We start from the raw sequence: 22405 nt of genomic DNA on the forward strand, positions 1-22405 counted from the left end.
CTATCCTACTTTGCAGTAAGATTAACCTTAGTTTTACAATTCAAGAGTACGTATCTTCATGTTAAGTCATGTACTCTGATGTAGACAGAAAATAAATAACAAGCGGTTGGAAACACAATTATGATAACGACAAAGAAAAGTTTACTGGCCATCACGCTAGTAAGCGCCCTGGGCTTGGGCGTCGCACCTACTTTATACGCCCAAAACGACAGTGAAGAAAAAACAGAATCCGAGCTTGAAACGTGGGAAGTCAGCAACCCACCTTATGCATTAAACGAAGTCACTATCAAAACAAACGAAACCACGTGGTCTAGCTTAGACGTTGCACCAAACGGCGAGTTTATGGTTTTTGACATGCTGGGTGACTTGTACAAAGTGAGCATGAGTGGTGGCGATGCGACCCCGCTGACCCAAGACTTCGCATGGAATATTCACCCTTCAATTTCTCCAGACGGTAAACAGATCGCATTTATCTCGGATAAAGATGGGTTAAGTAACGTATGGGTTATGGACATTGACGGTAGTAATCTTCGTCAGGTAACCAAAGAGAAAAGCAATCTTATCCACTCTCCTAAATGGAGCCCTGACGGCGAATACCTAGTGGTAACCAAAGGCATCATGTCTAGCCGTAGTATTCCTGCGGGCGAGATTTGGATGTACCACAAATCAGGTGGTGACGGCCTACAAATTAAAGCTCGTAACAGCGGAAAGCGCGACCAACAAAACATTGCTGACCCTGTATTCTCTCATGACGGCAAGTATATTTACTTTACCGAAAATACGGTTCCGGGCGCCCGCTTTGAATATAACCGCGACCCGTTAGAAGGCATTTTTGCTATCACTCGCTACGACCGCGAAACCGGCGAAGAGAGCCGCTATATTAGCGGTACGGGCGGCGCTGTGGTTCCTACGCCTTCACCTGACGGTAAATACATCGCTTTTGTGCGTCGCGTTAAAGATAGAACCGCGCTTTTCATTAAAGACATCAAGACAGGTGTAGAAACACCACTGACGTTAGAACTAGAGCGAGATATGCAGGAAGGCTTTGGTTCGGAAGGTTACTTTGCCTACTTCGACTGGATGCCAGACAGCAGCGAAATCGTATATTGGACAGGCGGTAAGTTCCACACTATTAACGTGAAAGATAAAACCACCAGCACCATGGACGTGACCGTTGAAGGCACGGTGAAGTTTGCCGATGCGTTACGTTTTGACGTAGATGTCGCACCTGATGAATTTGACGTTCGCATGATCCGCTGGTCTCAAATGTCGCCCAACGGTAAATCCGTACTCTTCCAAGCGTTAGGTAAACTTTATGTGCGCGACGTTAAATCTGGCAAAATTAAGCGTTTAACGAAACAAAACGACCATGACGAATACTATCCGCGCTTCTCTAACGACGGAAAGTCGATTGTTTATACGACATGGAATGACCAAGACCTAGGCACCGTTCGCGTGGTTTCTGCTCGTGGCGGGAAAGGAAAGGTTATTACCCAGCAGCCAGGTCACTACATTGAGCCGTCGTTCTCTGCCGATGGCGAGAAAGTCGTCTTCCGCAAGTTTACGGGCGGCTACTTATTAGACCCCAAATACTCGGTTGAGCCAGGAATTTACGTAGCAGATCTTGAAGAAGACACCGTAGAAAAAGTCTCTGATGGCGGCTACAACGCGCATTTCGCGGGTAACGACGACCGAGTGTATTTCACCGAATCAGCGGGCGGCGAAGCTTACTACGAAACCCAGCTTTCAAGCGTTAACCTTAAGGGTAACGACAAGCGAACTCACCTTTACGGTGCAGATAAAGTAAGTGAGTACAAACTTTCACACGATAAGAAATGGGTTGCGTTTGTTTACCAGTTCAAAACGTACGTGGCGCCGTTTGTCGAAAATGGCAAGCGCATCACCATAGGCCCGAACATGACCTCACTGCCGGTAACGCAGCTCTCAAGCCGTGCAGGTGAATACTTAACGTGGTCGCCTGACAATAGAACCCTTAGCTGGTTTAACGGCCCTACGCTATTTAGCCGTTCACTCGATGAAGCCTTTGCCTTTGTTGATGGCGCAGCGGAAACGCTGCCTGAGCCGGTAGCTGAAGGTATGGATTTGTCGTTTACCACTAAAGCTGACAAGCCATCTGGTTACAAAGCTTTGGTTGGCGGTAAAGTGGTAACCATGCGCGATGCCGACAACACCCAAGAGGTGATTGAAGATGGCGTTGTGCTGATTAAAGACAACCGCATTGAAGCAGTGGGTAAACGTGGTGATGTGACCATTCCTGATGATGCAATGCAAATAGACACCACGGGGAAAACCATTATTCCAGGGCTTGTTGATGCGCACGCGCACGGCTCGCAGGGCCGCAATGAGATTATCCCTCAGCAAAACTGGAGTCAGTACTCGAATGTGTCGTTCGGCGTAACAACCATTCATGATCCTTCAAACGACACGACAGAAATTTTTGCTGCGGCAGAATTACAGCGTAAAGGCGATATTGTTGCGCCACGTATCTACTCCACCGGCACGATTTTATACGGTGCAGAAGGACTAGGTTACAAAGCGATTATCAATAATTATGAAGATGCCTATTTCCACGTAGAGCGCTTGAAAGAAGCCGGTGCTATTTCAGTGAAAAGCTACAACCAGCCGCGTCGTGACCAGCGTCAGCAAGTGCTGTGGGCAGCAAAAAATCAAAAGATGATGGTAGTGCCTGAAGGAGGCGGTAAGCTTCAGCAGAATCTGACTATGTTGGTAGATGGCCATACGGGTCTTGAGCACAGCATTCCTGTGGAAAAAGGCTACAGCGACGTCACTCAACTGTGGAAAGCCACTGAGTTTGGCTATACGCCGACCTTTGTTGTGTCGTACGGCGGCATGATGGGTGAAGAGTACTGGTACGACAAAACTGAAGTGTGGAAGAACCCGCGTCTTCTTCGCTATACCCCGTCGACTATTCTAGATAGCCGTGCGATCCGCAGACCTACTGCGCCAGAAAATCAGTACAACCACCAAAACGTAGCAAGCTACGCCAAAGAGCTCCGAGATAATGGGGTCAGTGTACATATTGGCGCTCACGGACAGCGTGAAGGCTTAGCTGCTCACTGGGAGCTGTGGATCATGGAACAAGGCGGCTTTACGCCTTGGGAAGCGCTACGCGGCGGTACTATTGATGGCGCGAAACACCTAGGTATGGGCAAAGATCTTGGCAGTATCGAAAAAGGTAAACTTGCTGACCTAGTGGTGATTGATGGCGACGTATTAAGTGACATTAGAAAGAGTGAATTCGTAGAATACACTGTACTAAATGGACGCATATACGAGTCGGCCACCATGAACGAAGTGGGCAGTAAGAAAAAACGCAAACCGTTCTTCTTTGAACAAGACAATGCCACCTTTATGCCGCAACAAACGGCAGATGATGTGGAAGCGAAAGCGCACCACTATCATTGGGAGCATTAATTCTGCGTCCAAAGGCCTGTAGTAATAAATAACATAAACTAGTAGGCCTTAATTAACCCAACGCTAAAGCCGACGAAAGCTTCCTGTTTCGTCGGCTTTTTATTTTCTGAATATGAAAACTTACCTGTGCATGTTTAAAACTGAGTTTAGTCTTAAGTAAAAGAGTGGTATAACTGCTGTAAGGATGGAGGGTAATATATGAACCACCCCAAATCAGATTAAAAGGACTTATTCGCCATGCAGTATTATTTGCCACTAGCATTACTGCTTAACGCACTCATTTTTGCTTCAGTTGGCGCTCAAACGAGCGAAGCCCCTACCTATTATCAAGATTGCGCTGTTCTCGATTTTGGCGAACAAGATCTATCTACGATGACAGAAGCGGAGAAAATACAAGCGTTAGACGACTCCTTATTTGGCGCGCTAAACCAAAGCGAAGAATGCATGAACGCAGCGGCGCAATCGAGCGCACAAAGCGTAGCTAGCGCGGCGGGTCAAGGTACAGGGCAAGGCGCTGGTGCGGGTAATACCTCGAGCACATCATCTTCGGGGGCAGGCGCTGGGCAGTCTAGCTCACAAAGCAGCACTGAGTCTCAAGAATCATCGACGAATACACAAACAACCACTTCAAGTTCAGATCCTTCAAAACAGTCTGTTGGAGGACAAGCGAAAGGTGGAAGTTCAGCGGTATGTGACGCCGTAATTGCCGGCTTGCAAGGAGCAACAACTGAGTCTGAAAAGGCGCATTTCCAAGCATTAAAAGAGCAATACGGTTGTAAATAAAAAATCAGAGGAAGGAAAGGATATGTCTTCATTTAAACCCAAGGCCCTGTTTACCGTGGTCGCAACAGCATCGTTTATACTCTTGAGCGGATGTGGCTCAACGCAGACTAATGTCACCAGTGTAGGACCATCTATGGTAGGCCCAGGAGGCGGTCAGGCGTTAGGCGCACAAAAAAATACCTACAACTACAACTCCGAAATTTACATGGATGTTGCCATACCTGTATTTGACCCGGGCTTTCCAACAGAACGTGATGGCACTATCGATTACGATGAAATAGAAGAGGAAGGGATTTGGCCTCAAGTGCGTCGCTTAGAAGCTAACCGCTTTGCGATAGCAACCAAAGAAGCCCTAGGTGAAACCAAATCTTTCGGCAGCATTAACGTAACGCCAGATGCTTCTGCACTTGCCGATGTTTACGTGCTGGGCAAAATTAATTACTCAGATACTGAAACTGTAGAAATTGGCGTGAAAGTGATGGATGCTAAAAACACAGTATGGGGTGAAGAAGAATTTGAATACCGCGTAAGTGAAGGCTGGTATCGCGATGCCATGTCTCGCGGCGAAAACCCTAACGGCCCAGTTTTCGAGCAAATTGCAAAATTCGTTTATGATTTGCTTATAAAGAAATCCGATGCCTACAAGCAAGAAGTGCAAATGGTGTCAGACCTGCGCTACGCACAAATGTATAGCCCTGAGTCGTTTAGCCAATACCTTACTCAAGGCAGAAGAGGTGAGATTGAGCTAGTAAGTGCACCTTCAGATAGCGATCCAATGCTTCGTCGCGTGCGCGCCATACAGGCAAAAGATGAACAATTTATTGATAGCCTTCAAGAAACCTATGATTCTTTCTGGGTAACCACTGAAGAGCCATACCGCAAGTACCAGAAAGAGACACTTCCTGAAGCCAAGAAAATCAGAGAACTTGAAGCAGAACGCACCACACAACAAGTCACGGCAGGGTTATTCGCAGTCGCGTCAGTGCTTTTAGGCTCTAACTCTAGCTCAACGGCTGGTCAAGTAGCCGCTGCAGGTGCTGGTATTGCCGCAATTGGTACACTGAGCGAAGCAATCAAAACTAACAAAGAGCTTCACGCCCAACGGGATCTATTCGATGAAATGGGTCAAAACCTTGATATTCAGGTAGCCGATCAAATTGTTGAAATAGACAATCAACGAATTGAGCTTCAAGGCACAGCAAGCGAACAATACTACCAGCTTCGCGCTCGCCTTAAAGATATCTATGACATGGAATCCACACCAATGACTGCGCTATAAGCCCAGTCGTTGGTGTTATCAAAACCATTAAATAAGATATCTATTCTATTGTTAAGTTAGAGAGTAAAGGGTTACGCATGCCAAGCGTTGAGCAACAAATAGAGCAAAGCAGAGCAAAGAAAAAGGCACTCATAAAAAAGTCACTGCTCGGTTTTTCACTGGTCATGTTGATAGGCGTCGCAGGCGTGCTCCTTATCTCATATATGCCTACTGTCACATCGAACGTTACGGACGCCACGGATGACACAACAGCAGTACCCCAAACCACAAAAGCTACACCCGTTGTGGAAGTTAATGAAGAAGAACGAAAAGCCCTTCAAATGGCGCTTAGCGAGTCAAAACAAAGTGTAAACGACTTGGTTAGTCGCGTTTCACACTCCCAGATGTTCCTAGAAAAAGCGAGTGAAGTTGAGCGCAAGTTGAATAGCGCGTTTAATGAATATGGCGCGTCCAACTACAGCGCAGTTATAAATGCACTGGATGATATAAAGAGCTCAGTTGACACAATAAATACTGACTACGAAAACGCCTACACTCAACCTTATGAAGACGCCCTCCTTGCCTTCAATAACGGGAATATTTCAAGCGCGTTTAACCTAAACAAAACGTCGTTAACGATAAACCCTGATTTCGAAAAAGCGAACATTTTGCAGCAACGCATTGATGTATTTGACGAGGTGCAAGACGCCTACGAGCAGGCACGCATTGGTAAGGTCGAAAACAACATCAGCAAACAGCGCGAAGCGTACGCAAAAATAGTACAGTTAGATCCTGCCCGTAAGGACGCACAGCAAGCACTTGATGCTATTAACCGGCAATTGCAAGACAGCCGATTTGATACGCTGCTAGCTCAGGCAAATCGAGCTATTGAGCAAGGTGACTTCCCTGCTGCCGCAGAATTCCTAAATGACGCCAAGAGCCTAAAAGCTTCAAGCAGTGAGCTTGCCACCATTAGTAAAAAGCTCGCGTCTTTAGTTGCTTCACAAGAGCAGCAGAAAATTGAAAATCAAGTCGCCTTGTTTGTCAGCGCAGATGAATGGCAAACCGTAAAGCTGCTAGCTAATAAAGGCCTCGCTAGCTTTCCAGCCAGCCCTGCTTTACTTGAGGCAAAACAAAATGCCGAAGCCATACTCGATGCAGAAAAAAGCTTGAGCGCTTACCAAAGGCGGCCAGAACGTTTATCGGATAACAACGTCAGAAATCTAGCCCTTAAAGACATTGCGCGAGCAGGTTCACATGCAGAAAAGAGCGCAAAACTGCGTGCCCAAATATCTTCACTTGAGCAAGTGATCGACAATATCAATCAGCCCCGTTCCGTAACAATAACGTCGGATAACGATACCTATATTAAGGTACTTGGAGTAGGCCTCGTGGGGGAAGTAAAAACAAAAACCATTCAGCTGAAACCTGGTACATATCGCATTGAAGGGAGCCGCGAAGGTTATCGCTCAACCATTCAAGAGATTGTTGTTTCACCGTCAGACACCAACCTATCAGTACATGTTGTATGTACTGAAAAAGTATAAGGACCTATCTAGTGAGCAGTATTGATGACGCCATTGCCAAAGGAAAGAAGCGAAGAAAGGGCGTTGCTATAGCTTCATTAATAGGACTGGCCGCCGTTCTCGTTGTTTATTTTGGCTGGCTGTTTCTTACCAAAGGTTATGCCTTTGCAGTTTCTCCAGAACGTGCAGCACAAAATCCGCAATTTGCTGTTTTAAGTGGTAGTGCGATGTTCATCAGTGACAAGCTTTACGTATTTGGTAGCCATGCCAAAGTCCAGGTTTCGGCCCCAAAATATCAAGACGCCACGGTTGTTATTAACGACAACTCGCCAAGCACTATTAAAGTTACGCTCGTTCCTTTACCGGCAAAAGTCACCCTATCAACCTCCCCTTCGTTGAGTGAAATAACCTGGCATTTAAACGCTGAGAAAGTAGCGGTATCGAGAACCTACGTAACGAAATTAAAAAAGGGCAGCTACAGAGCAAGCGCCAGTCATCCACATTATGAAACGGGTGAGATCCAATTTGATGCAGATATCGCGCAGGAAATTGAACAAGTTATTTCACTTTCTCCAGTTAAGGGCGCAATTAGCATAAACTCAAGCCCTTCTGGTGCTAATGTCTCCCTTGACGGTAAAGATATGGGTGTCACGCCACTTTCTATTAATATGAATGGCGGTAAGTACGAAATTGTCGTGACGAAGTCAGGGCTAGAGCCATTGGAAGACACCATTGAAGTCACTAGCCAACGCCCTAACCCGACAAGAAACTATAACCTTCAACCCCTTCAAGCACAGATAATAGTTTCGACAGACCCTCATGGCGGCGTACTTACAGTAAATAATAAACCGACTGATACAAGATCTCGTGTGCATGCGAATACGCCACATATCGTCAAGTATGAAAAAACCGGATTTATTTCACAAAGCCAGCGGATCACGCTAGCTCCCGGCGAGAACAAAGCGCTTACGTTCAACCTTCAAGAAGAGCGAGGACAAGTGAATATAAGCGCGTCGTTAAGTGCAAAAGTTTTCATCGACGGTTCGTCTAAAGGTCAAACGCCGCTTAATTTAACGCTTCAAGCTTTACCGCACACAGTAACATTCGAACGTGAAGGATATCGCAGTGTTACCAAGACTATTACACCTAGTGCAAACAAGCCGGTGAAAGTACACGCTGATATGCTTACAGAGTTTGAAGCAAGACGGCGTGAAGGTAAGCCGCTTTTTGCAAATACACTGGGTATTCAACTTTCGCTTGTTACACCCAAGGCCTTCACTATGGGCTCTCCTGCAAACGAAAAGGATCGCCAGCGCAATGAAACACAAAGAGACGTGTCTTTTTCGCGTAAATTCTGGATGTCTAATCACGAGATTACTCAGGCGCAGTTCGCCGCGTTCGCAGGGAAAGGCGCTAGCAGCAAGCTACCGATCACGAATGTTTCGTGGAGTGATGCGGTTGCGTTTACAAATTGGCTAAGCGAGAAGGAAGGTTTAACACCGTTTTATGTTGTTCAAAATGGCAGAGTAACGGGTATTGATAAAACCTCGAAAGGCTATCGTTTACCTACGGAAGCCGAGTGGGAATTCGTTGCAAAAATGAATCGCCGAGCATCACCAACAATCTTTGTTTGGGGTAATCAGTTTAGGCTTCGTGATAAGCAAGGTAACTTCGCTGATGCATCGCTAAGTGGGAAACAGACCTTCATTTTAAAAGACTACGATGACGGATTTGTCGACAAAGCCCCTGTTGGTTCGTTCAAAGCTGAACGTGGTGGATTCTACGATTTAGATGGCAATGTGCGTGAGTGGGTCCACGATGTTTACCAGAATTCACCATCAAACCAGTCTGGTACTTTTGCCGACTACCTAGGCCCTGTTGGACAAGGTAAACACGTAGTAAAAGGCGCGTCGTTTCAAACGGGTCGGCTTAAAAATATTCGCGCAAGCGTGCGCAGCGGTGAGACTGAACCTGCTGACGATATAGGCTTTCGCATAGCGAGATACGAGAATTAATATGAAAAAGAAACTGATCATTGCCGCAGTATTGTTGGCCATTGCGGGCACGGCAAGTGCGTACTTTGTATCGTTAGATTCGCCGCAAGACTTTCCAACTAACATTTAACTATCAAGGAATGATGATGAATAAAGAAAATACGTTGTCAATGAACCCCAGCTTTCTTGTAAGTGGCGGGGTCTTTCTATTTATATTTGCCTTGGTACATTTCCTATTTGCCGGTGTCATTCGCCCCGCGGCCGAAAAAGTCATGGCAACGGCTGGCACAGCGTCCCTATCCTCTTTCTGGGTTATTCTTAAAGATATCGAGCAACAGGTTTGTATCTCGCTGATGCTGTTTTGCATTTTCCTAATGGTTTACAAACTTTGGAAGCTGCTGGATGAAGAAGAGATTTACTCACGAGACTTACTGCCTGAGCACAACAAAGATACGCCACTAAATGTAGATAAAGCGTTAGATGAGCTTTCGTCTTCATCTTATAGCGACACCCCCGCATACAGCACGTGGATAAACTGCATTAGACGCTTTAAAAACACACAGAACGTGCAGCATGCTGCCGATGCAATCCACGCTTCGGTGGAAAATATTGCTGCCCAGCTTGAAAGTGGTAATAACGTGATTCGCTACATAATCTGGGCTATTCCTTCGATTGGTTTCGTTGGCACCGTTCGCGGTATTGGCGCAGCCCTTGCGCAAGCAGACGCAGCCCTAGATGGTGATATAGCGGGAATGACGGCTTCGCTGGGCGTTGCGTTCAACTCTACGCTCGTCGCGCTTTTTATATCGCTTATACTAATGTTGTTAATGCACCTGTTAAATGGTCGCCAAGACACTATGGTAATTCGCACACAAGAGTCTTGTGAACACCACCTTCTGTCACACCTTCACAACTAATTAGGCGAGACAGTAATGCCTAAAGTGCGTAAAGCCGAAGACGGATTTAACCTGGCGTTTTTAGACGTTATGGCCTGTGGCCTTGGCGCGGTTATTCTTATTTTCATTCTGGTCGACTTTAAAGCGTTTACACCTACACCAACTGAAGAGAAAGAAAAACTAGAGCAGGAACTCGCCGCCGCAGAGCAAGAACAACAAAAACTCAAAAAGTCGATTGACGAATTAAACGATAAAATTGCCCTTGAGTCAGCGAAGCAAGACGATGCTCAGCAAGCGCAAGCAGATACAACGCAAGACCAGTCAAAACTACTGCAAGATATGTCTACTGAAATGGCAGTAGTGGCTGATCTTGAAAACCAGCTAGCCGCATTGTCTAAAGAAGTAGAAAAGTCAGCCAACATTCAAATGCAAGGTACCGGCGAACAGAACTACATCACTGGCATGAAAATAGAAGGCCCAGAAATAGGTCTGCTAATTGACAAAAGTGCGTCAATGATGGGCGATAACTTGGTGGATATTTTAGGCAAGTTAGCGTTGAGTGATAGCCAGAAAGTCTCTACGCCGAAGTGGATACGCACCAAACGGGTAGCCCAATGGATGCTCGCGCGTGTTCCTTTAGAATCAAGAGTCACCGTAGTGACTTTTTCAGACACCGCTACCACACTAGGCCTTCGTGATGTAAATAGTGCCAAAGTCAGCGGTTCGATGAACGCAATAGTTAAAGACCTCGGTGCTGTCGTCCCCAATGGAGGAACAAACCTTCAAGAAGGTTTAAGCATTTTATTTAAGGCTAACCCAAACATCACCGATGTGTATATTGTCACCGATGGCCTTCCTACCTTGGGTGACGGACTACCTATGAGCTGTAAAAGCTTCATTAGTAGTAAAAAGTCAATTTCATCAGATTGCCGTAAGACCTTATTTGTTGAAACCGTTAAGCGCGCTAAGAAAGGCGTGCATTACAATGTGATTTTGCTGCCCATTGAGGGCGATCCTTTTGCTTCACCTATGTACTGGGAATGGACCCGCGCAACAAGCGGCACTTTCCTATCACCTGCTCCGGAGTGGCCCTAATGCGCAAAATTCAACGAGCCCCCGTTGAGGTATTCAACATTGCCTTTCTCGACATAATTTCCTGTGCTTTCGGCGCCGTAGTCATGCTGGTGCTTCTGGCCAAAAACGGCACTGAAGACACTGAGCGCGGCCCTAGTAACGTAAGTGTTCTTATTGACCAGGTATTACAGGCTCAAGTTGATGTGGAAACGCTCAAAGGCGCACTGTCAGATAAGCTACAAGAACTGAAAGCAGCACAAAGCAAAACCGCTTCCGTCACGGAACAGAAAGACAATTTAGACTCATCGATACCACGCGCACAACAAACCATTAATCAACTGAAAGACAAAGCTTCGTCGCTGCGTAACGAAATACGCCAGGCAACCGCTATGTTAAATACGCCGAATCCGACAGATACCCCTGACGACGATGTTGGTGGAATTCCCACCGATGCTGAGTACGTTATTTTTGCTATCGATAACTCGGGTTCCATGTCCTCTGGCAGTGGTTGGAATCGCGTGATCACCATCGTAAACGACATTTTAAAAAACCATCCTAAAATGAAAGGTTTTCAGATTATGTCTGCTGACGGAAGCTTTATGTTTTCCAGTAGAGCTGGGCAATGGCTAGATGACAGACAAACAATGAGAGATACCGCAATGAGCCAAATGAAGAGCTTTAAAGGAGGGGCGAGTCAGCCTGAAGCGGGGATCCTTAAAGCCATCAAACTGTATAAAAACACCAAAGGGCGTGTGAGTCTTTATGTGTTTGGCGATGATTATCAAAGGCCGAATTTAGATCAGATTGTAAGTCAGATTACCCAAGCTAACCAAGGTGCCAATGGACAGCCTGTTATTCGTATACACGGCGTAGGCTTTAGCCGAAGTAATGGAAACGCACAGCGCTTTAGTGCATTTATGCAGGCGGTAGCGAAGCGAAACCGCGGCGCTTTCATCGGCCAATATTTTTAGTCTCTATTGGCCGATGAATCGCCTCGTTGGCCAAGGTTTTATCTGTTTCGGCCATACTGTTCGTGTGACGACACCCAGTCTGACGAACTAATGGCTGATGCTAGTGATATCTCTCCAGCCAACACCACAGACGCCACAATTTCTGCAAATTTATACACGCGATCTCGCCCGTAGCAATCCAGTAACTCTAAGCACTCGCGCTGTGTACCTATACCTGTACCACCGCCATACGTCGCTACGATGAGCGATGGAATGGTAATAGACACGTACAGGTCACCGTCGTCTGTTAATTCTGAATACATCATTGCCGCCGACGATTCAGATACGTTTGCAACATCCTGCCCTGTGGCGATAAACATAGCAGTAATACCGTTTGGTGAATGCAGACCCGTGTTATTCACACCAGACAAGAAAGATCCTACGCCAGCTACACGGCCGTGATAATCTATCTGTTTGGGGTCTACGCGCATTACTTCTAATAAATGTTCGCGTTTAATAGTGGCTTCAGCTGTCACCCGTTTACCACGGGTACGCATAATGTTTATTTGAGAGGCCTTTTTGTCTGTAGCAAAGTTAGACTCAAGGTAGAAATTCTCTATCCCCTCATAATGATCGAGTATCCACCCGCATGCTGCGAAGGTAGCACGTCCAACCATGTTTTGACCCGCTGCGTCACCAGTCTTAAAGTTAAAACGCAAAAACGCAAATTTGTTCGATAGGAAATGGTCGATGTACGTCAGCTTAGCAACACTTGAGGTCGCTTCTGCTTCTTCTTTAATCTTCTCAAAGTTTGCTTTAATCCATTTAACGAAATCTCTGGCACCCCGTGCATTTTCAAAAATAAATACAGGGGCTCGCTGCATAGCATCGTCGACGACCGTTGCCGTTACGCCACCACTCATGTTAAGCAGCTTCATGCCTCGGTTATACGATGCCACCAGCGTACCTTCGGTAGTCGCTAACGGCACGACAAACTCCCCTTGTGCATGCTCTCCGTTTATCTTCAACGGCCCTGCAATACCGATAGGAACCTGCGCCACGCCAATAAAATGCTCAATATTCCCCTTAAGCGCTTGTGGGTCGATTGAGTACTTACCTACGTGATCAATTTTCTTTCCGGTGGCGCTTTCGAAATATTCTTGGCGTGTTTTTATAATACTTTCGCCGTAGTCATCCATGTCATCACGAGGAATAAAAGCGCTGCGTTGTCCTGGCGCAGTAATATTGTCTTCCACTTCAAATTTAAGCTTTCCAAAAGGCGAAGCAGAAAAGCAAATACCCAGTTTTCGCTTTTCTGGGCACGGCGCTTCATCAATATCTAAATGCACGGTAATGGTTTGACGCAAGCCAAAGGGCTCTCCGTCTGATTTATTTAATGCTTCTACGGAAATACTGGAGTCGGGAGTTAACTGGAGTGAAATTTTATGCTCTGGAATTTTTTCGCCATCAAGAGATATCCACTTTACTTCTTTAATGGTTGCGTCTTTCAATCTGTTTTTCAGAGAAAAAGATAAGCCTTTATCTGTCTTCGTAAGACTTGCGCGTGTATAGAGTTGCTTTAAAAGTATGCTGGGCACAAACATGAGGCTTCCTTCTGTGTGTTCTTACCGTGTTATTTTCATATTCCTTTGTTTTTTATAGCACATTCTTTATACAGTTCTATGACTTCTTTGTATTTTACTGGCAATTATTTGTGTCTGAATCACTTCTAAATTTGAGCCAGCCGCTTTCAAAAATGCGCCAACACCAGTGAAACCGTGTGCTACTGAAATATAGACCTTAGCAGTAACTCATCAAGTTCCCAACCCACCTAAAGTGAACACCGTCACCGCAGTAATGTTGACCACAAGGTATCTGGTAGTAACAAAACGGAGGCGTCAAGGACTGTGATGCCAAGGAGAAAAAGCCTAAACGGAAGTGGCGGCCAGATACCTTTAACGTGACCCAAACAAAGTTAGATAAGCACCGCAACGCAAATGCATAAACAAAAAAGGAATGGAGATGAGAACAGGACTGTTTAGAAAGGAAGTCATTGATGAGCAATCAAATGCTGTTGATGGACGTTTTTTAATGACCCCAAAACCTGTTTATTCTGCAATAGCTGGCCTGCTTGTGGTCTGGATTTTGGCAGTGATTATTTATCTAAATACGGGAAGCTACGCACGAAAGGCATCAGTGAGTGGATGGCTGGAACCCAATCATGGCGTTTTTAAGCTCTATGCCGATGCAAGGCGCGGCAAAGTACTTGATGTATTGGTCAGTGAAGGTCAATTAGTGAGTAAGGGCGCGCCGCTAATTAAGATCAACTACAGTAGCGATGATGCATCAGGTAATAAAGTTAGCACGCAGTTGCTCGCTGAGCTTGAAGCAAAGCAGCATCGAACACGTCAAAGTATTCAACGTCTTGATGTGTTGCATAGAGCGCAGCGACAAGGCTTAGAAGAACAACTGAGCCAAGCCAAACGGGCATTAACGGCTTTAGACGCCATCGTTGAATTGTCGCAAACCCAGTGGGCACTAGCACTAAAGCAGTGGGAGAAAGCGCAAACCTTACTTAATCAAGGGCACATTAGCCAAGCAGACTATGAAAACCATACGCTACAAAGATTGACCGCCGAACAACAGCTCACGTTGGCCCAAAAAGACCAAAATGACGAAAAGGCGAATATCGCTGCTCTCCACCATGAACTTGCCACTTTGCCTCAACAGCAGGCCAATGAAATGGCAAACGTGGAGAACACCTTGAGCGATCTCACGCAGCAAATAGTAAGTCACAAGAGTAACGCAGAAGAAACGATTTATGCGCCTCACAATGGCGTGATATCCGGCCTTCAAGTAAAGGCGGGATATACCATCGATAGCTCTCGCCCGCTTCTTACCTTACTGCCTAAAAATGCCGACATTCAAGCGCGTATTGCAGTTCCCGTGCGGTCTGCTGGATTTTTACGCAAAGGCCAAGCCCTGCATATTCGATACGACGCATTTCCTTATCAAAAATTTGGTGTGCAGTCAGGGGAGATAGTGAACATTTCACCTTCGTTGGTGCTACCTGGTGAGCTTACCGACATCCCTATTTCTATTAGTGAACCCGCTTATCTTGTTACTGCAACGCTAAATACAAAAGAAATATTGGCTTATGGAAACAATATTTCACTGAAAGCTGGGATGACATTTTCTGCAGACGTAGATTTAAGTCAACGTACGTTGATGGAGTGGTTAATGGAACCACTGTATAGCATTACTGGGAAGCTGTAATCATGATGAACATTACACACCCACTTTCAACGCAAATCCTTTATACAAAAAAGCGTGTGCCCGTTGTACTGCAAAGCGAAGCAGCTGAGTGTGGACTTGCTTGTATGACTATGATTGCGCAGTACTATTCTGATAAACGTGATCTAAATGCTCTACGTCAGACTGTGTCTGTGTCGCTACGAGGCACTACGTTAAAAGACGTAATGCGCATTGCCAGTGATTTGGGTTTCCAAACCCGCGCCATCAAGATAGAAATGGAGCACTTAGCGCAATTATCTTGCCCTGCAATTCTACATTGGAACATGAATCACTTTGTTGTGTTAACTAAAGTGAAGGGAAAAACCCTTACCATTCACGACCCCGCGCTTGGAGAAAGAAAACTCACTTATTCTGAGGCGTCGAAGTACATTACCGGTATTGCACTTGAGGTCACGCCTAGCGACACATTTAGTCCCAAGAAGTCCGCGCCACGTTTGGGTCTTAGTCAATTCTTCACTCGAACAACAGGGTTTAAGCGCAATCTTCTAACCCTTTTCGCGTTATCGATTGTGTTGCAGTTATTTGCACTTGCTTCACCCTATTACATGCAAACAGTCGTAGATGATGTATTGATTTACAACAACGATGCATTACTGAAAGCGCTGGCAATAGGGTTTGCCCTGCTACTAATAATAGAAACTTTTACTAGCGGGATAAGAAAGTTCGTTATTCTGTCGGTGTCGTCTCGCCTTCAGCTTCAAATGTCGGCGTCGGTATTTAAGCACTTATTATCGCTTCCGTTGGACTACTTCGACAAGCGACATATTGGCGATGTGGTATCCCGCTTTGGCTCACTGGCGAGTATTCGTGAGTTCCTAACCACTGGCCTGGTTACTGCGCTGTTAGACGGGCTTATGGCAGTGATCACACTAGCAGTAATGATTTTATATTCTCCCAAACTCACGCTTGTTGTAGTGGCAATCATGCTTGCCTACCTCGCCGTTCGTCTTGGACTGCTGCCGTTTATTAAACGTCTTACAACTGAACGCATTGCGCTTGCAGCATTAGAACAAAGTCACTTTATGGAAAGCGTACGCGCTATCCTACCTATTCGCGTATACAGCCAAGAAGTACAGCGCCACGGGCAGTGGCAAAACAAGCTTGTCGCCACGCTAAACAAAGACATCACTCTTGGAAAAATCAACATAGGCAGCGCACTGACCAATCAGCTATTGTTTGGCGCTGAAAATTTGGTCGTTGTGTATATTGGTGCCAGCCTGGTTATGAAAGGAACCCTTTCGATAGGGATGCTGCTGGCATTTATGGCGTACAAAGCCCGCTTTGTCAGCGCATTAGATGGCGTAGTTAACAAGCTGATTGAGCTTAGTATGTTAGGTGTTCACTTCAACCGCTTAAGCGACATTTTACTTACATCATCACAACAGAAGCCTCTGACGTTAAAAACTCAGGACGATACATTTGAAAAACAAAGCGTTCATTTTGGCAATGCAGACGTTCCCAACTCATCCACGTCCAACTCACTTGCACCTAACGTTTTAACGCCTGATGGCGCAAGTACGCCCTCGCTTCTTGATGCCAAAACTCGCCCTATAGCGCTTAAAGCGACGGCGCTCAGTTATCGCTACAGTGAAACCAATGCATGGGTGTTTAAAAATCTAATGTTCTCGGTACATAGCGGAGAGATCGTCGCAATCACTGGCGATAGCGGCTGTGGAAAAAGCACAATGCTTAAGTGCCTGATGGGACTGTACCCTGTTTCTGAAGGCAATATCGAACACCCAAGCTCTACAAACCCAGTTATCGCGTCAGTGCTACAGGAGGATACCTGTTTAAGCGGCACCATCGCGCAAAATATCTGTTGCTTTGAAGAAGCTCCCGACCTCAAGAAAATGGTTTACGTCGCTCAGCTTGCCCGTCTCCATGAAGACATCATGCAGATGCCTATGCAATACCACTCCTTGGTCGGTGATATGGGTAGCAGCTTAAGTGGTGGTCAAAAACAGCGCCTGCTTCTAGCAAGAGCGCTTTACCAAGAGCCAGACATTTTATTTTTAGACGAAGCAAGCAGTCACCTAGATATGGAAAACGAGGCTCAGATAAATCATCACCTTAAGTCTCTAAATATGACGCGAATTATTGTGGCACATCGCCCTCAATCAATTGCCATGGCAGACAAGGTCTATCGTCTGGAAAACGGCAAGTTACATCTATGCCCTCCCACTGAAGTAACAGGAAGCGCAACATCAGGTAAACACGGAGAAACACTATGAAAACACATGAAATCAGAGAACCCGCAGTATTGATGACAGCAGCTGAACGCATGCAAATAGATGCGAACGGCATTACCGCTCGGAACAGCGTTATCCCCATTGACTGTTTATCAAAACGCGAACTACAAGTTGCACACAAAATAATGGAAGGACGCTCAAATAAGGTTATTGCCTCAGAGCTATTCATCAGTGAAAGGACCGTCAAATTTCACTGCGCCAACATTTACAAAAAGCTCAACATTAGCAACCGTTCTGTGCTTATTGCCTGCTGTTTTAGAACCCTTTACCAAGAAGTGGCTTCGCTGTAAGCGTGTCCACTTCATTACTCACCACGCCACTACAAGGAGCGTACATTATGAAAAACCATCCATTAACTCAGAACCAACCAGCAAATTCTAAGCTTACTACCGTTGCTGAATCTCAGCTATTTGAGGTATCCGGCGGACTACGAGCTCGCCTAAGTGAAAGTGTGCCGGTAGTCGGTCCAACACCTAAAGAGCCCGTTTACATAACCATGGCTATTGGTGAGGGCGGCGGCAAACTACCTGATATTTTGTCATAACTTACCGCTTATCAAAGTCAACACATGGATACGGTTTAGACAGTATCCCATGTGTTGCTTTAAGGGCTACTAGATTCTATGAACACTTAAAACGCTAGCAAGGAACGCAAATGCACGTCGCACTACTAGGCAGTGAACAAGACCCACAAATTCAACATATAGCCAAAGCACTTCACCAAAATAACACGCCCTTTTATTTCGCCAATACGCAACATTTTGGTTCTACGTGGAAGATCAGCTACGACCCTGACTTCGATGACGGGCTAATTCATTTCAATTCGCCTTCACTTTGCGACCAACCTAGAGTTACGTTCTCGAATACCCAGGCCGCTTATTGGCATGAGTACCTATCTGGCATACCGCTAAAAGCCCCTCGTGATAATGCTAAAAACGATGCCAGTGCAGATGCTCAAACACAAGGTGATAGACCTCATGATGGTGAATCTACTTTGCTAGAAAACGCAGGGTGGGTTGAGCAAGAGCGAGCAAGTACGCTACTTTGCTGGTTCAGCTATAGCGACATTAAATGGGTGAACTCTATCGACGCTGTTCGAAGCCACCAGTGTAAACCTTATCAATCGCGTATTGCTGGCAAACTAGGAGCACATATTCCCTACACCTTTGTTGGCAATGCACCCGAGGTTGCTTCGCAGTTTTGTAACAATATGCGAGACGTTATTTACAAGCCCGTACGCGGCGGTCGAACTGCGCAGTTTGTGAATAAACAACCAAACATGCGCCCGTTACTCAATGCGCTTTTAGGTGAACGCCCTGTTACCTTTCAAAAATATATTGCAGGCGTGAATGTACGAAGCTATGTGCTTGGCAATGACGTACTCAGCGTACAAATCGACTCAAGTGAATTAGATTACAGGAATGACGACAATGCGAGCGTATCGGTGACCCTAGTCCCCAGCGACGTTAAGCAGTTAGCTATCAAAATATGCAAAGCATTAGGTATGCACTGGTGTGCTATCGACTGGCGTAAAAGTGCGAAGGGAAAATACTTTTTTCTAGAGGCAAACCCCAGCCCTTACTTCCTAAAAGTAGAGAACGATACCGGTCTAGATATAACAGAAAAATTGGTAGCACTGCTGGTAAAGACTTCGTAGTAGCAAGCAGGACGTTTAGAGGCTAATTGGGTTTCCAAAACAAATTTGCGATTGTTTAGAAGCCTTTACGCAATCATTGACAACACCCCAACAACCTATCAATATGATAGGATGAATTTCAAAAGGCATTCATGGCTAATCACAATCCCCAAGGAATTAATGAATTCCCTCTTACAGAGGAAACTGCCAGAAAAATAATGAATGACCTCGCAGAAAACTATACTCACCGGATTCGGTGGACTAAACATGTTAAACAGCGCATGCATGAGCGAGGAATCACTACAGGTCAGGTGATCACTTTATTAAAAAGTAAGCACTCAGTATTTAGAGAGGGGCCATATCTTGATATTTCTGGAGACTGGAAATTTAATTTGAAAGGTTTAGCTGCGGGCAAAGTTATCGAACTCACTGTTGCACTTAAAAATTATCATGATAGTCCAATGTCATTTCTAATTACTGTATGGATAAGTTGAGAGGGTAAAATGTACCATTACACTGAAAGCGGGTTATCAAATGTATACCTGAAAAACGGTGTTACCGTTGAAGTTGTAGACGGTGAAGAATATACAAGCATTGACGATATGAACGGTCTTCATAGTGCGATAGCACAGACAATTGTTAATACCAACAAGCCTCTTGCTCATGATGAGTTTAAATTCTTACGTGTAGAACTAAATGTTTCTCAAAAAATGCTGGCGAATCGTTTTGGTGTTGATGAACAGACCATTGCGCGTTATGAGAAAGGTCAAACAAAAATTCCACGGACAACAGATGCTGCCTTAAGAGCCTTATACATGGAAAGCCAAGAGAAGAATAATCCCGTAAGTTACTTTCTTGATTTACTAGCAAATACCCAAGCGGAAGAAGCTGCAAAAATAATTCGTCTTGAAGAAGTCGAAGACCATTGGGAAAAAGTAGAATGGTAAAAAAGCCGACTTAACGTCGGCTTTTTAATTCTTGTTCATGTAGAAGGGTTAGTTGAACATATCAACTAACGGGGAAACTTCTACTTAGCGCTAAATTACAAGATAAAGCGCGACAGATCTTCGTTGTCTACCAAGGTTTCTAGGTGGCTGTTAACGTAGTCTGCATCAATCACGAATGACTCACCGCTCTTTTCAGAGGCGTCAAACGAGATGTCTTCCATAAGGCGCTCTAGGACGGTGTGCAAACGGCGGGCACCAATGTTTTCAGTGCGCTCATTCACCTGCCATGCCGCTTCGGCTATACGCTGAATACCAGAATCGTCGAAACTAATATCCACGCCTTCTGTCTTCATTAGCGCAATGTACTGGTGAGTTAATGAAGCATTCGGCTCGGTAAGAATGCGCTTAAAGTCACCGACTTTAAGGGCAGATAGCTCAACGCGAATTGGAAGACGCCCCTGAAGCTCTGGAATAAGGTCAGACGGCTTGCTCATTTGGAATGCGCCCGAAGCGATAAACAAGATATGGTCAGTTTTAACCATGCCGTGTTTTGTCGATACCGTTGAACCTTCCACAAGTGGAAGCAAGTCACGCTGAACACCTTCGCGAGACACATCGGCCGACGAGTTGCCCTCACGCTTACAGATTTTGTCAATTTCGTCGATAAACACAATACCGTGCTGCTCTACCGACTCAATGGCTTTTTCTTTCAAATCTTCTTGATTCACAAGGCGTGCAGCCTCTTCTTCAATAAGTAGTTTGAACGCTTCTTTAATTTTCAGCTTCTTCTTTTTCTTTTGCGAACCCGACAAGTTCTGGAACATGCCCTGAAGCTGATTGGTCATTTCTTCCATACCTGGAGGCGCCATAATTTCTACGCCCACCTGCGGAAGTGCCACATCAATTTCAATTTCTTTGTCGTCTAAGTCGCCCTGACGAAGCTTTTTACGAAATGCTTGGCGCGTACCGCGATCTTCAACGTTTTCCTTATTGCCCCATGCATCTTCTGGTGGAGGCAGCAAAACGTCTAAAATGCGCTCTTCCGCTGCTTCTTCTGCGCGGAATTTCACCTTTTTCATTTCATTTTCTTTCGTCATCTTCACCGCAATATCAGCAAGATCACGAATGATGGTCTCAACTTCTTTACCTACATAGCCCACTTCAGTGAACTTAGTCGCTTCAACTTTAATGAACGGCGCGTTAGCAAGTTTTGCTAAACGGCGGGCTATTTCAGTTTTACCCACACCCGTAGGGCCAATCATCAAAATATTTTTTGGCGTAACTTCTTGGCGCAGCTCAGGTTCAAGCTGCATACGACGCCAGCGATTTCGAAGTGCAATAGATACAGCGCGCTTGGCATCTTGTTGACCAATAATATGTCGGTCTAACTCGTGAACAATTTCTCTTGGTGTCATTTCAGACATGAATAAACCCTTTTCTAACAGCGCTTGCTGTACTCAAATTCATACGAGCGACAGCAAGCCGATAACAGCACTCAGCTATTACTTAGTAATCTAGTACATCAACCGTTTGGCTATGGTTAGTGAATACGCAAATATCACCCGCTATGGTCAACGCTTTTTCGGCAATTTCTTTTGCGCTTAGCTCTGTATTTTCAAGTAGTGCCGTAGCTGCGGCTTGCGCGTAGTTACCACCAGAGCCAATCGCGATAAGATCTTGTTCTGGCTGCACCACATCACCGTTACCGGTAATAATAAACGATGCGGTTTCGTCGGCTACGGCAAGCAGTGCCTCTAGTTTGCGAAGCGCCCTGTCAGTCCGCCAATCTTTGGCGAGCTCTACTGCCGCTTTGGTCAAATGGCCTTGGTGGGCTTCAAGCTTTGCTTCAAAGCGCTCAAACAGCGTAAATGCGTCGGCCGTGCCACCAGCAAAGCCCGCTAAAATCTTGTCGTGGTATAAACGGCGCACTTTGCGCGCATTACCTTTCATTACGGTATTGCCCAGTGATACCTGTCCGTCACCGGCCATTACCACTTGATTCCCACGTCGTACAGATACAATCGTTGTCACGTTAATTCCCCGTTTAGCTGGGCGCCGCTGCGTTTTTCGTCTAGCAAAGGCAGCAGCGTTCAAATTCAATAACAAATAAGTGGGGGAAGGCTTTTTAATTTCAAGGGTAAGACAAAAGAATGTGCGCTCTGAGCTGCCTACTATATGGGCTTAGCGTGTTCGCTAGTGTATTGAATACACCATTTATTGAGTGCATACTCTCGCCAACACACTCTATGGCCAAGTGAAATAATGCCTAGGTGATAGAGCACAGATAAAGTAGCAGCAATGAAGACGCTACATTATGGTTTT

18 protein-coding genes are annotated in these 22405 nt (G+C 45.6%); 15 read left to right on the top strand and 3 right to left on the bottom strand.

The genetic code is table 11. The features are described 5' to 3' along the window. Positions 1 to 120: 120 nt before the first annotated feature. From AWH61_RS18145 to AWH61_RS18180, 8 genes are all read left to right on the top strand, one after another. Positions 121 to 3456 (top strand): amidohydrolase family protein, encoded by a 3336-nt coding sequence (locus AWH61_RS18145; protein ID WP_075177838.1) that lies wholly within the window; start codon positions 121 to 123, stop codon positions 3454 to 3456. Positions 3457 to 3693: 237 nt separating this feature from the next. Continuing rightward, positions 3694 to 4239 carry a hypothetical protein gene (locus AWH61_RS18150; protein ID WP_075177839.1) on the top strand — a complete coding sequence of 182 codons (546 nt, stop codon included), beginning with the start codon at positions 3694 to 3696 and terminating at the stop codon, positions 4237 to 4239. A gap of 22 nt (positions 4240 to 4261) precedes the next feature. Then, positions 4262 to 5518: a hypothetical protein gene (locus tag AWH61_RS18155; RefSeq protein ID WP_014950954.1), complete on the top strand. Its 1257-nt coding sequence runs from the start codon at positions 4262 to 4264 to the stop codon at positions 5516 to 5518. 77 nt (positions 5519 to 5595) lie between these two features. Next, positions 5596 to 7044 (top strand): tetratricopeptide repeat protein, encoded by a 1449-nt coding sequence (locus AWH61_RS18160; protein ID WP_075177840.1) that lies wholly within the window; start codon positions 5596 to 5598, stop codon positions 7042 to 7044. Positions 7045 to 7055: 11 nt separating this feature from the next. After that, entirely contained in the window at positions 7056 to 9038 is a 1983-nt protein-coding gene (locus tag AWH61_RS18165) for an SUMF1/EgtB/PvdO family nonheme iron enzyme (RefSeq protein ID WP_075177841.1), read from the top strand. A gap of 125 nt (positions 9039 to 9163) precedes the next feature. Next, a complete protein-coding gene (locus AWH61_RS18170; protein ID WP_014977564.1) occupies positions 9164 to 9934 on the top strand; it encodes a MotA/TolQ/ExbB proton channel family protein in 771 nt (256 codons plus the stop codon). Positions 9935 to 9949: 15 nt separating this feature from the next. Continuing rightward, the gene (locus AWH61_RS18175; RefSeq protein WP_014950958.1) at positions 9950 to 11008 is read left to right on the top strand and encodes a VWA domain-containing protein; all 1059 of its coding nucleotides are present in this window, start codon (positions 9950 to 9952) and stop codon (positions 11006 to 11008) included. After that, positions 11008 to 11958, top strand: coding sequence for a VWA domain-containing protein (locus AWH61_RS18180; RefSeq protein WP_075177842.1), 951 nt, complete (start codon positions 11008 to 11010; stop codon positions 11956 to 11958). Before AWH61_RS18175 ends, AWH61_RS18180 begins: the two co-directional genes overlap by 1 nt. 38 nt (positions 11959 to 11996) lie before the next feature. Here AWH61_RS18180 and AWH61_RS18185 read toward each other — a convergent pair whose 3' ends face one another. Beyond that, on the bottom strand, positions 11997 to 13541 hold the full coding sequence (locus AWH61_RS18185) for a hydroxymethylglutaryl-CoA reductase (protein ID WP_014950960.1): 1545 nt from the start codon (positions 13539 to 13541) through the stop codon (positions 11997 to 11999). 418 nt (positions 13542 to 13959) lie between these two features. Between AWH61_RS18185 and AWH61_RS18190 the strand changes: the two genes are divergently transcribed. From AWH61_RS18190 to AWH61_RS18220, 7 genes are all read left to right on the top strand, one after another. After that, positions 13960 to 15213 carry an HlyD family secretion protein gene (locus AWH61_RS18190; RefSeq protein WP_075177843.1) on the top strand — a complete coding sequence of 418 codons (1254 nt, stop codon included), beginning with the start codon at positions 13960 to 13962 and terminating at the stop codon, positions 15211 to 15213. Positions 15214 to 15215: 2 nt separating this feature from the next. After that, a complete protein-coding gene (locus AWH61_RS18195) occupies positions 15216 to 17483 on the top strand; it encodes a peptidase domain-containing ABC transporter (protein ID WP_075177844.1) in 2268 nt (755 codons plus the stop codon). After that, a complete protein-coding gene (locus tag AWH61_RS18200; RefSeq protein ID WP_014950963.1) occupies positions 17480 to 17791 on the top strand; it encodes a helix-turn-helix domain-containing protein in 312 nt (103 codons plus the stop codon). Before AWH61_RS18195 ends, AWH61_RS18200 begins: the two co-directional genes overlap by 4 nt. 47 nt (positions 17792 to 17838) lie before the next feature. Next, entirely contained in the window at positions 17839 to 18045 is a 207-nt protein-coding gene (locus AWH61_RS18205) for a hypothetical protein (protein ID WP_075177845.1), read from the top strand. Between the two features lie 110 nt (positions 18046 to 18155). Further along, a complete protein-coding gene (locus AWH61_RS18210) occupies positions 18156 to 19157 on the top strand; it encodes an ATP-grasp domain-containing protein (protein WP_075177846.1) in 1002 nt (333 codons plus the stop codon). A 131-nt stretch (positions 19158 to 19288) separates the two neighbouring features. Next, complete coding sequence (locus tag AWH61_RS18215) at positions 19289 to 19630, top strand: DUF4258 domain-containing protein (protein WP_075177847.1); 342 nt, start codon at positions 19289 to 19291, stop codon at positions 19628 to 19630. 9 nt (positions 19631 to 19639) lie between these two features. Next, entirely contained in the window at positions 19640 to 20083 is a 444-nt protein-coding gene (locus tag AWH61_RS18220; RefSeq protein ID WP_014950967.1) for a helix-turn-helix domain-containing protein, read from the top strand. 95 nt (positions 20084 to 20178) lie between these two features. Here AWH61_RS18220 and hslU read toward each other — a convergent pair whose 3' ends face one another. After that, positions 20179 to 21507, bottom strand: a complete 1329-nt coding sequence (gene hslU / locus AWH61_RS18225) for an ATP-dependent protease ATPase subunit HslU (protein WP_014950968.1) — start codon at positions 21505 to 21507, stop codon at positions 20179 to 20181. A gap of 82 nt (positions 21508 to 21589) precedes the next feature. After that, positions 21590 to 22114: an ATP-dependent protease subunit HslV gene (gene hslV / locus AWH61_RS18230; protein ID WP_014950969.1), complete on the bottom strand. Its 525-nt coding sequence runs from the start codon at positions 22112 to 22114 to the stop codon at positions 21590 to 21592. Between the last annotated feature and the right edge of the window lie 291 nt (positions 22115 to 22405).

This window comes from Alteromonas sp. W12 (genome assembly GCF_001924945.1).
Classification (GTDB): domain Bacteria; phylum Pseudomonadota; class Gammaproteobacteria; order Enterobacterales; family Alteromonadaceae; genus Alteromonas; species Alteromonas macleodii.

Excerpts from the sequence above, each read along its gene's own strand:
- AWH61_RS18155 (WP_014950954.1), top strand. The coding sequence starts at position 4,262 with ATGTCTTCATTTAAACCCAAGGCCCTGTTTACCGTGGTCGCAACAGCA.
- AWH61_RS18200 (WP_014950963.1), top strand. The coding sequence starts at position 17,480 with ATGAAAACACATGAAATCAGAGAACCCGCAGTATTGATGACAGCAGCT.
- AWH61_RS18170 (WP_014977564.1), top strand. The coding sequence starts at position 9,164 with ATGAATAAAGAAAATACGTTGTCAATGAACCCCAGCTTTCTTGTAAGT.
- AWH61_RS18190 (WP_075177843.1), top strand. The coding sequence starts at position 13,960 with ATGAGAACAGGACTGTTTAGAAAGGAAGTCATTGATGAGCAATCAAAT.
- AWH61_RS18210 (WP_075177846.1), top strand. The coding sequence starts at position 18,156 with ATGCACGTCGCACTACTAGGCAGTGAACAAGACCCACAAATTCAACAT.
- AWH61_RS18180 (WP_075177842.1), top strand. The coding sequence starts at position 11,008 with ATGCGCAAAATTCAACGAGCCCCCGTTGAGGTATTCAACATTGCCTTT.
- AWH61_RS18160 (WP_075177840.1), top strand. The coding sequence starts at position 5,596 with ATGCCAAGCGTTGAGCAACAAATAGAGCAAAGCAGAGCAAAGAAAAAG.
- AWH61_RS18185 (WP_014950960.1), bottom strand. The coding sequence starts at position 13,541 with ATGTTTGTGCCCAGCATACTTTTAAAGCAACTCTATACACGCGCAAGT.
- AWH61_RS18195 (WP_075177844.1), top strand. The coding sequence starts at position 15,216 with ATGATGAACATTACACACCCACTTTCAACGCAAATCCTTTATACAAAA.
- AWH61_RS18175 (WP_014950958.1), top strand. The coding sequence starts at position 9,950 with ATGCCTAAAGTGCGTAAAGCCGAAGACGGATTTAACCTGGCGTTTTTA.
- AWH61_RS18220 (WP_014950967.1), top strand. The coding sequence starts at position 19,640 with ATGTACCATTACACTGAAAGCGGGTTATCAAATGTATACCTGAAAAAC.
- AWH61_RS18145 (WP_075177838.1), top strand. The coding sequence starts at position 121 with ATGATAACGACAAAGAAAAGTTTACTGGCCATCACGCTAGTAAGCGCC.
- hslU (WP_014950968.1), bottom strand. The coding sequence starts at position 21,507 with ATGTCTGAAATGACACCAAGAGAAATTGTTCACGAGTTAGACCGACAT.
- AWH61_RS18150 (WP_075177839.1), top strand. The coding sequence starts at position 3,694 with ATGCAGTATTATTTGCCACTAGCATTACTGCTTAACGCACTCATTTTT.
- AWH61_RS18215 (WP_075177847.1), top strand. The coding sequence starts at position 19,289 with ATGGCTAATCACAATCCCCAAGGAATTAATGAATTCCCTCTTACAGAG.
- AWH61_RS18205 (WP_075177845.1), top strand. The coding sequence starts at position 17,839 with ATGAAAAACCATCCATTAACTCAGAACCAACCAGCAAATTCTAAGCTT.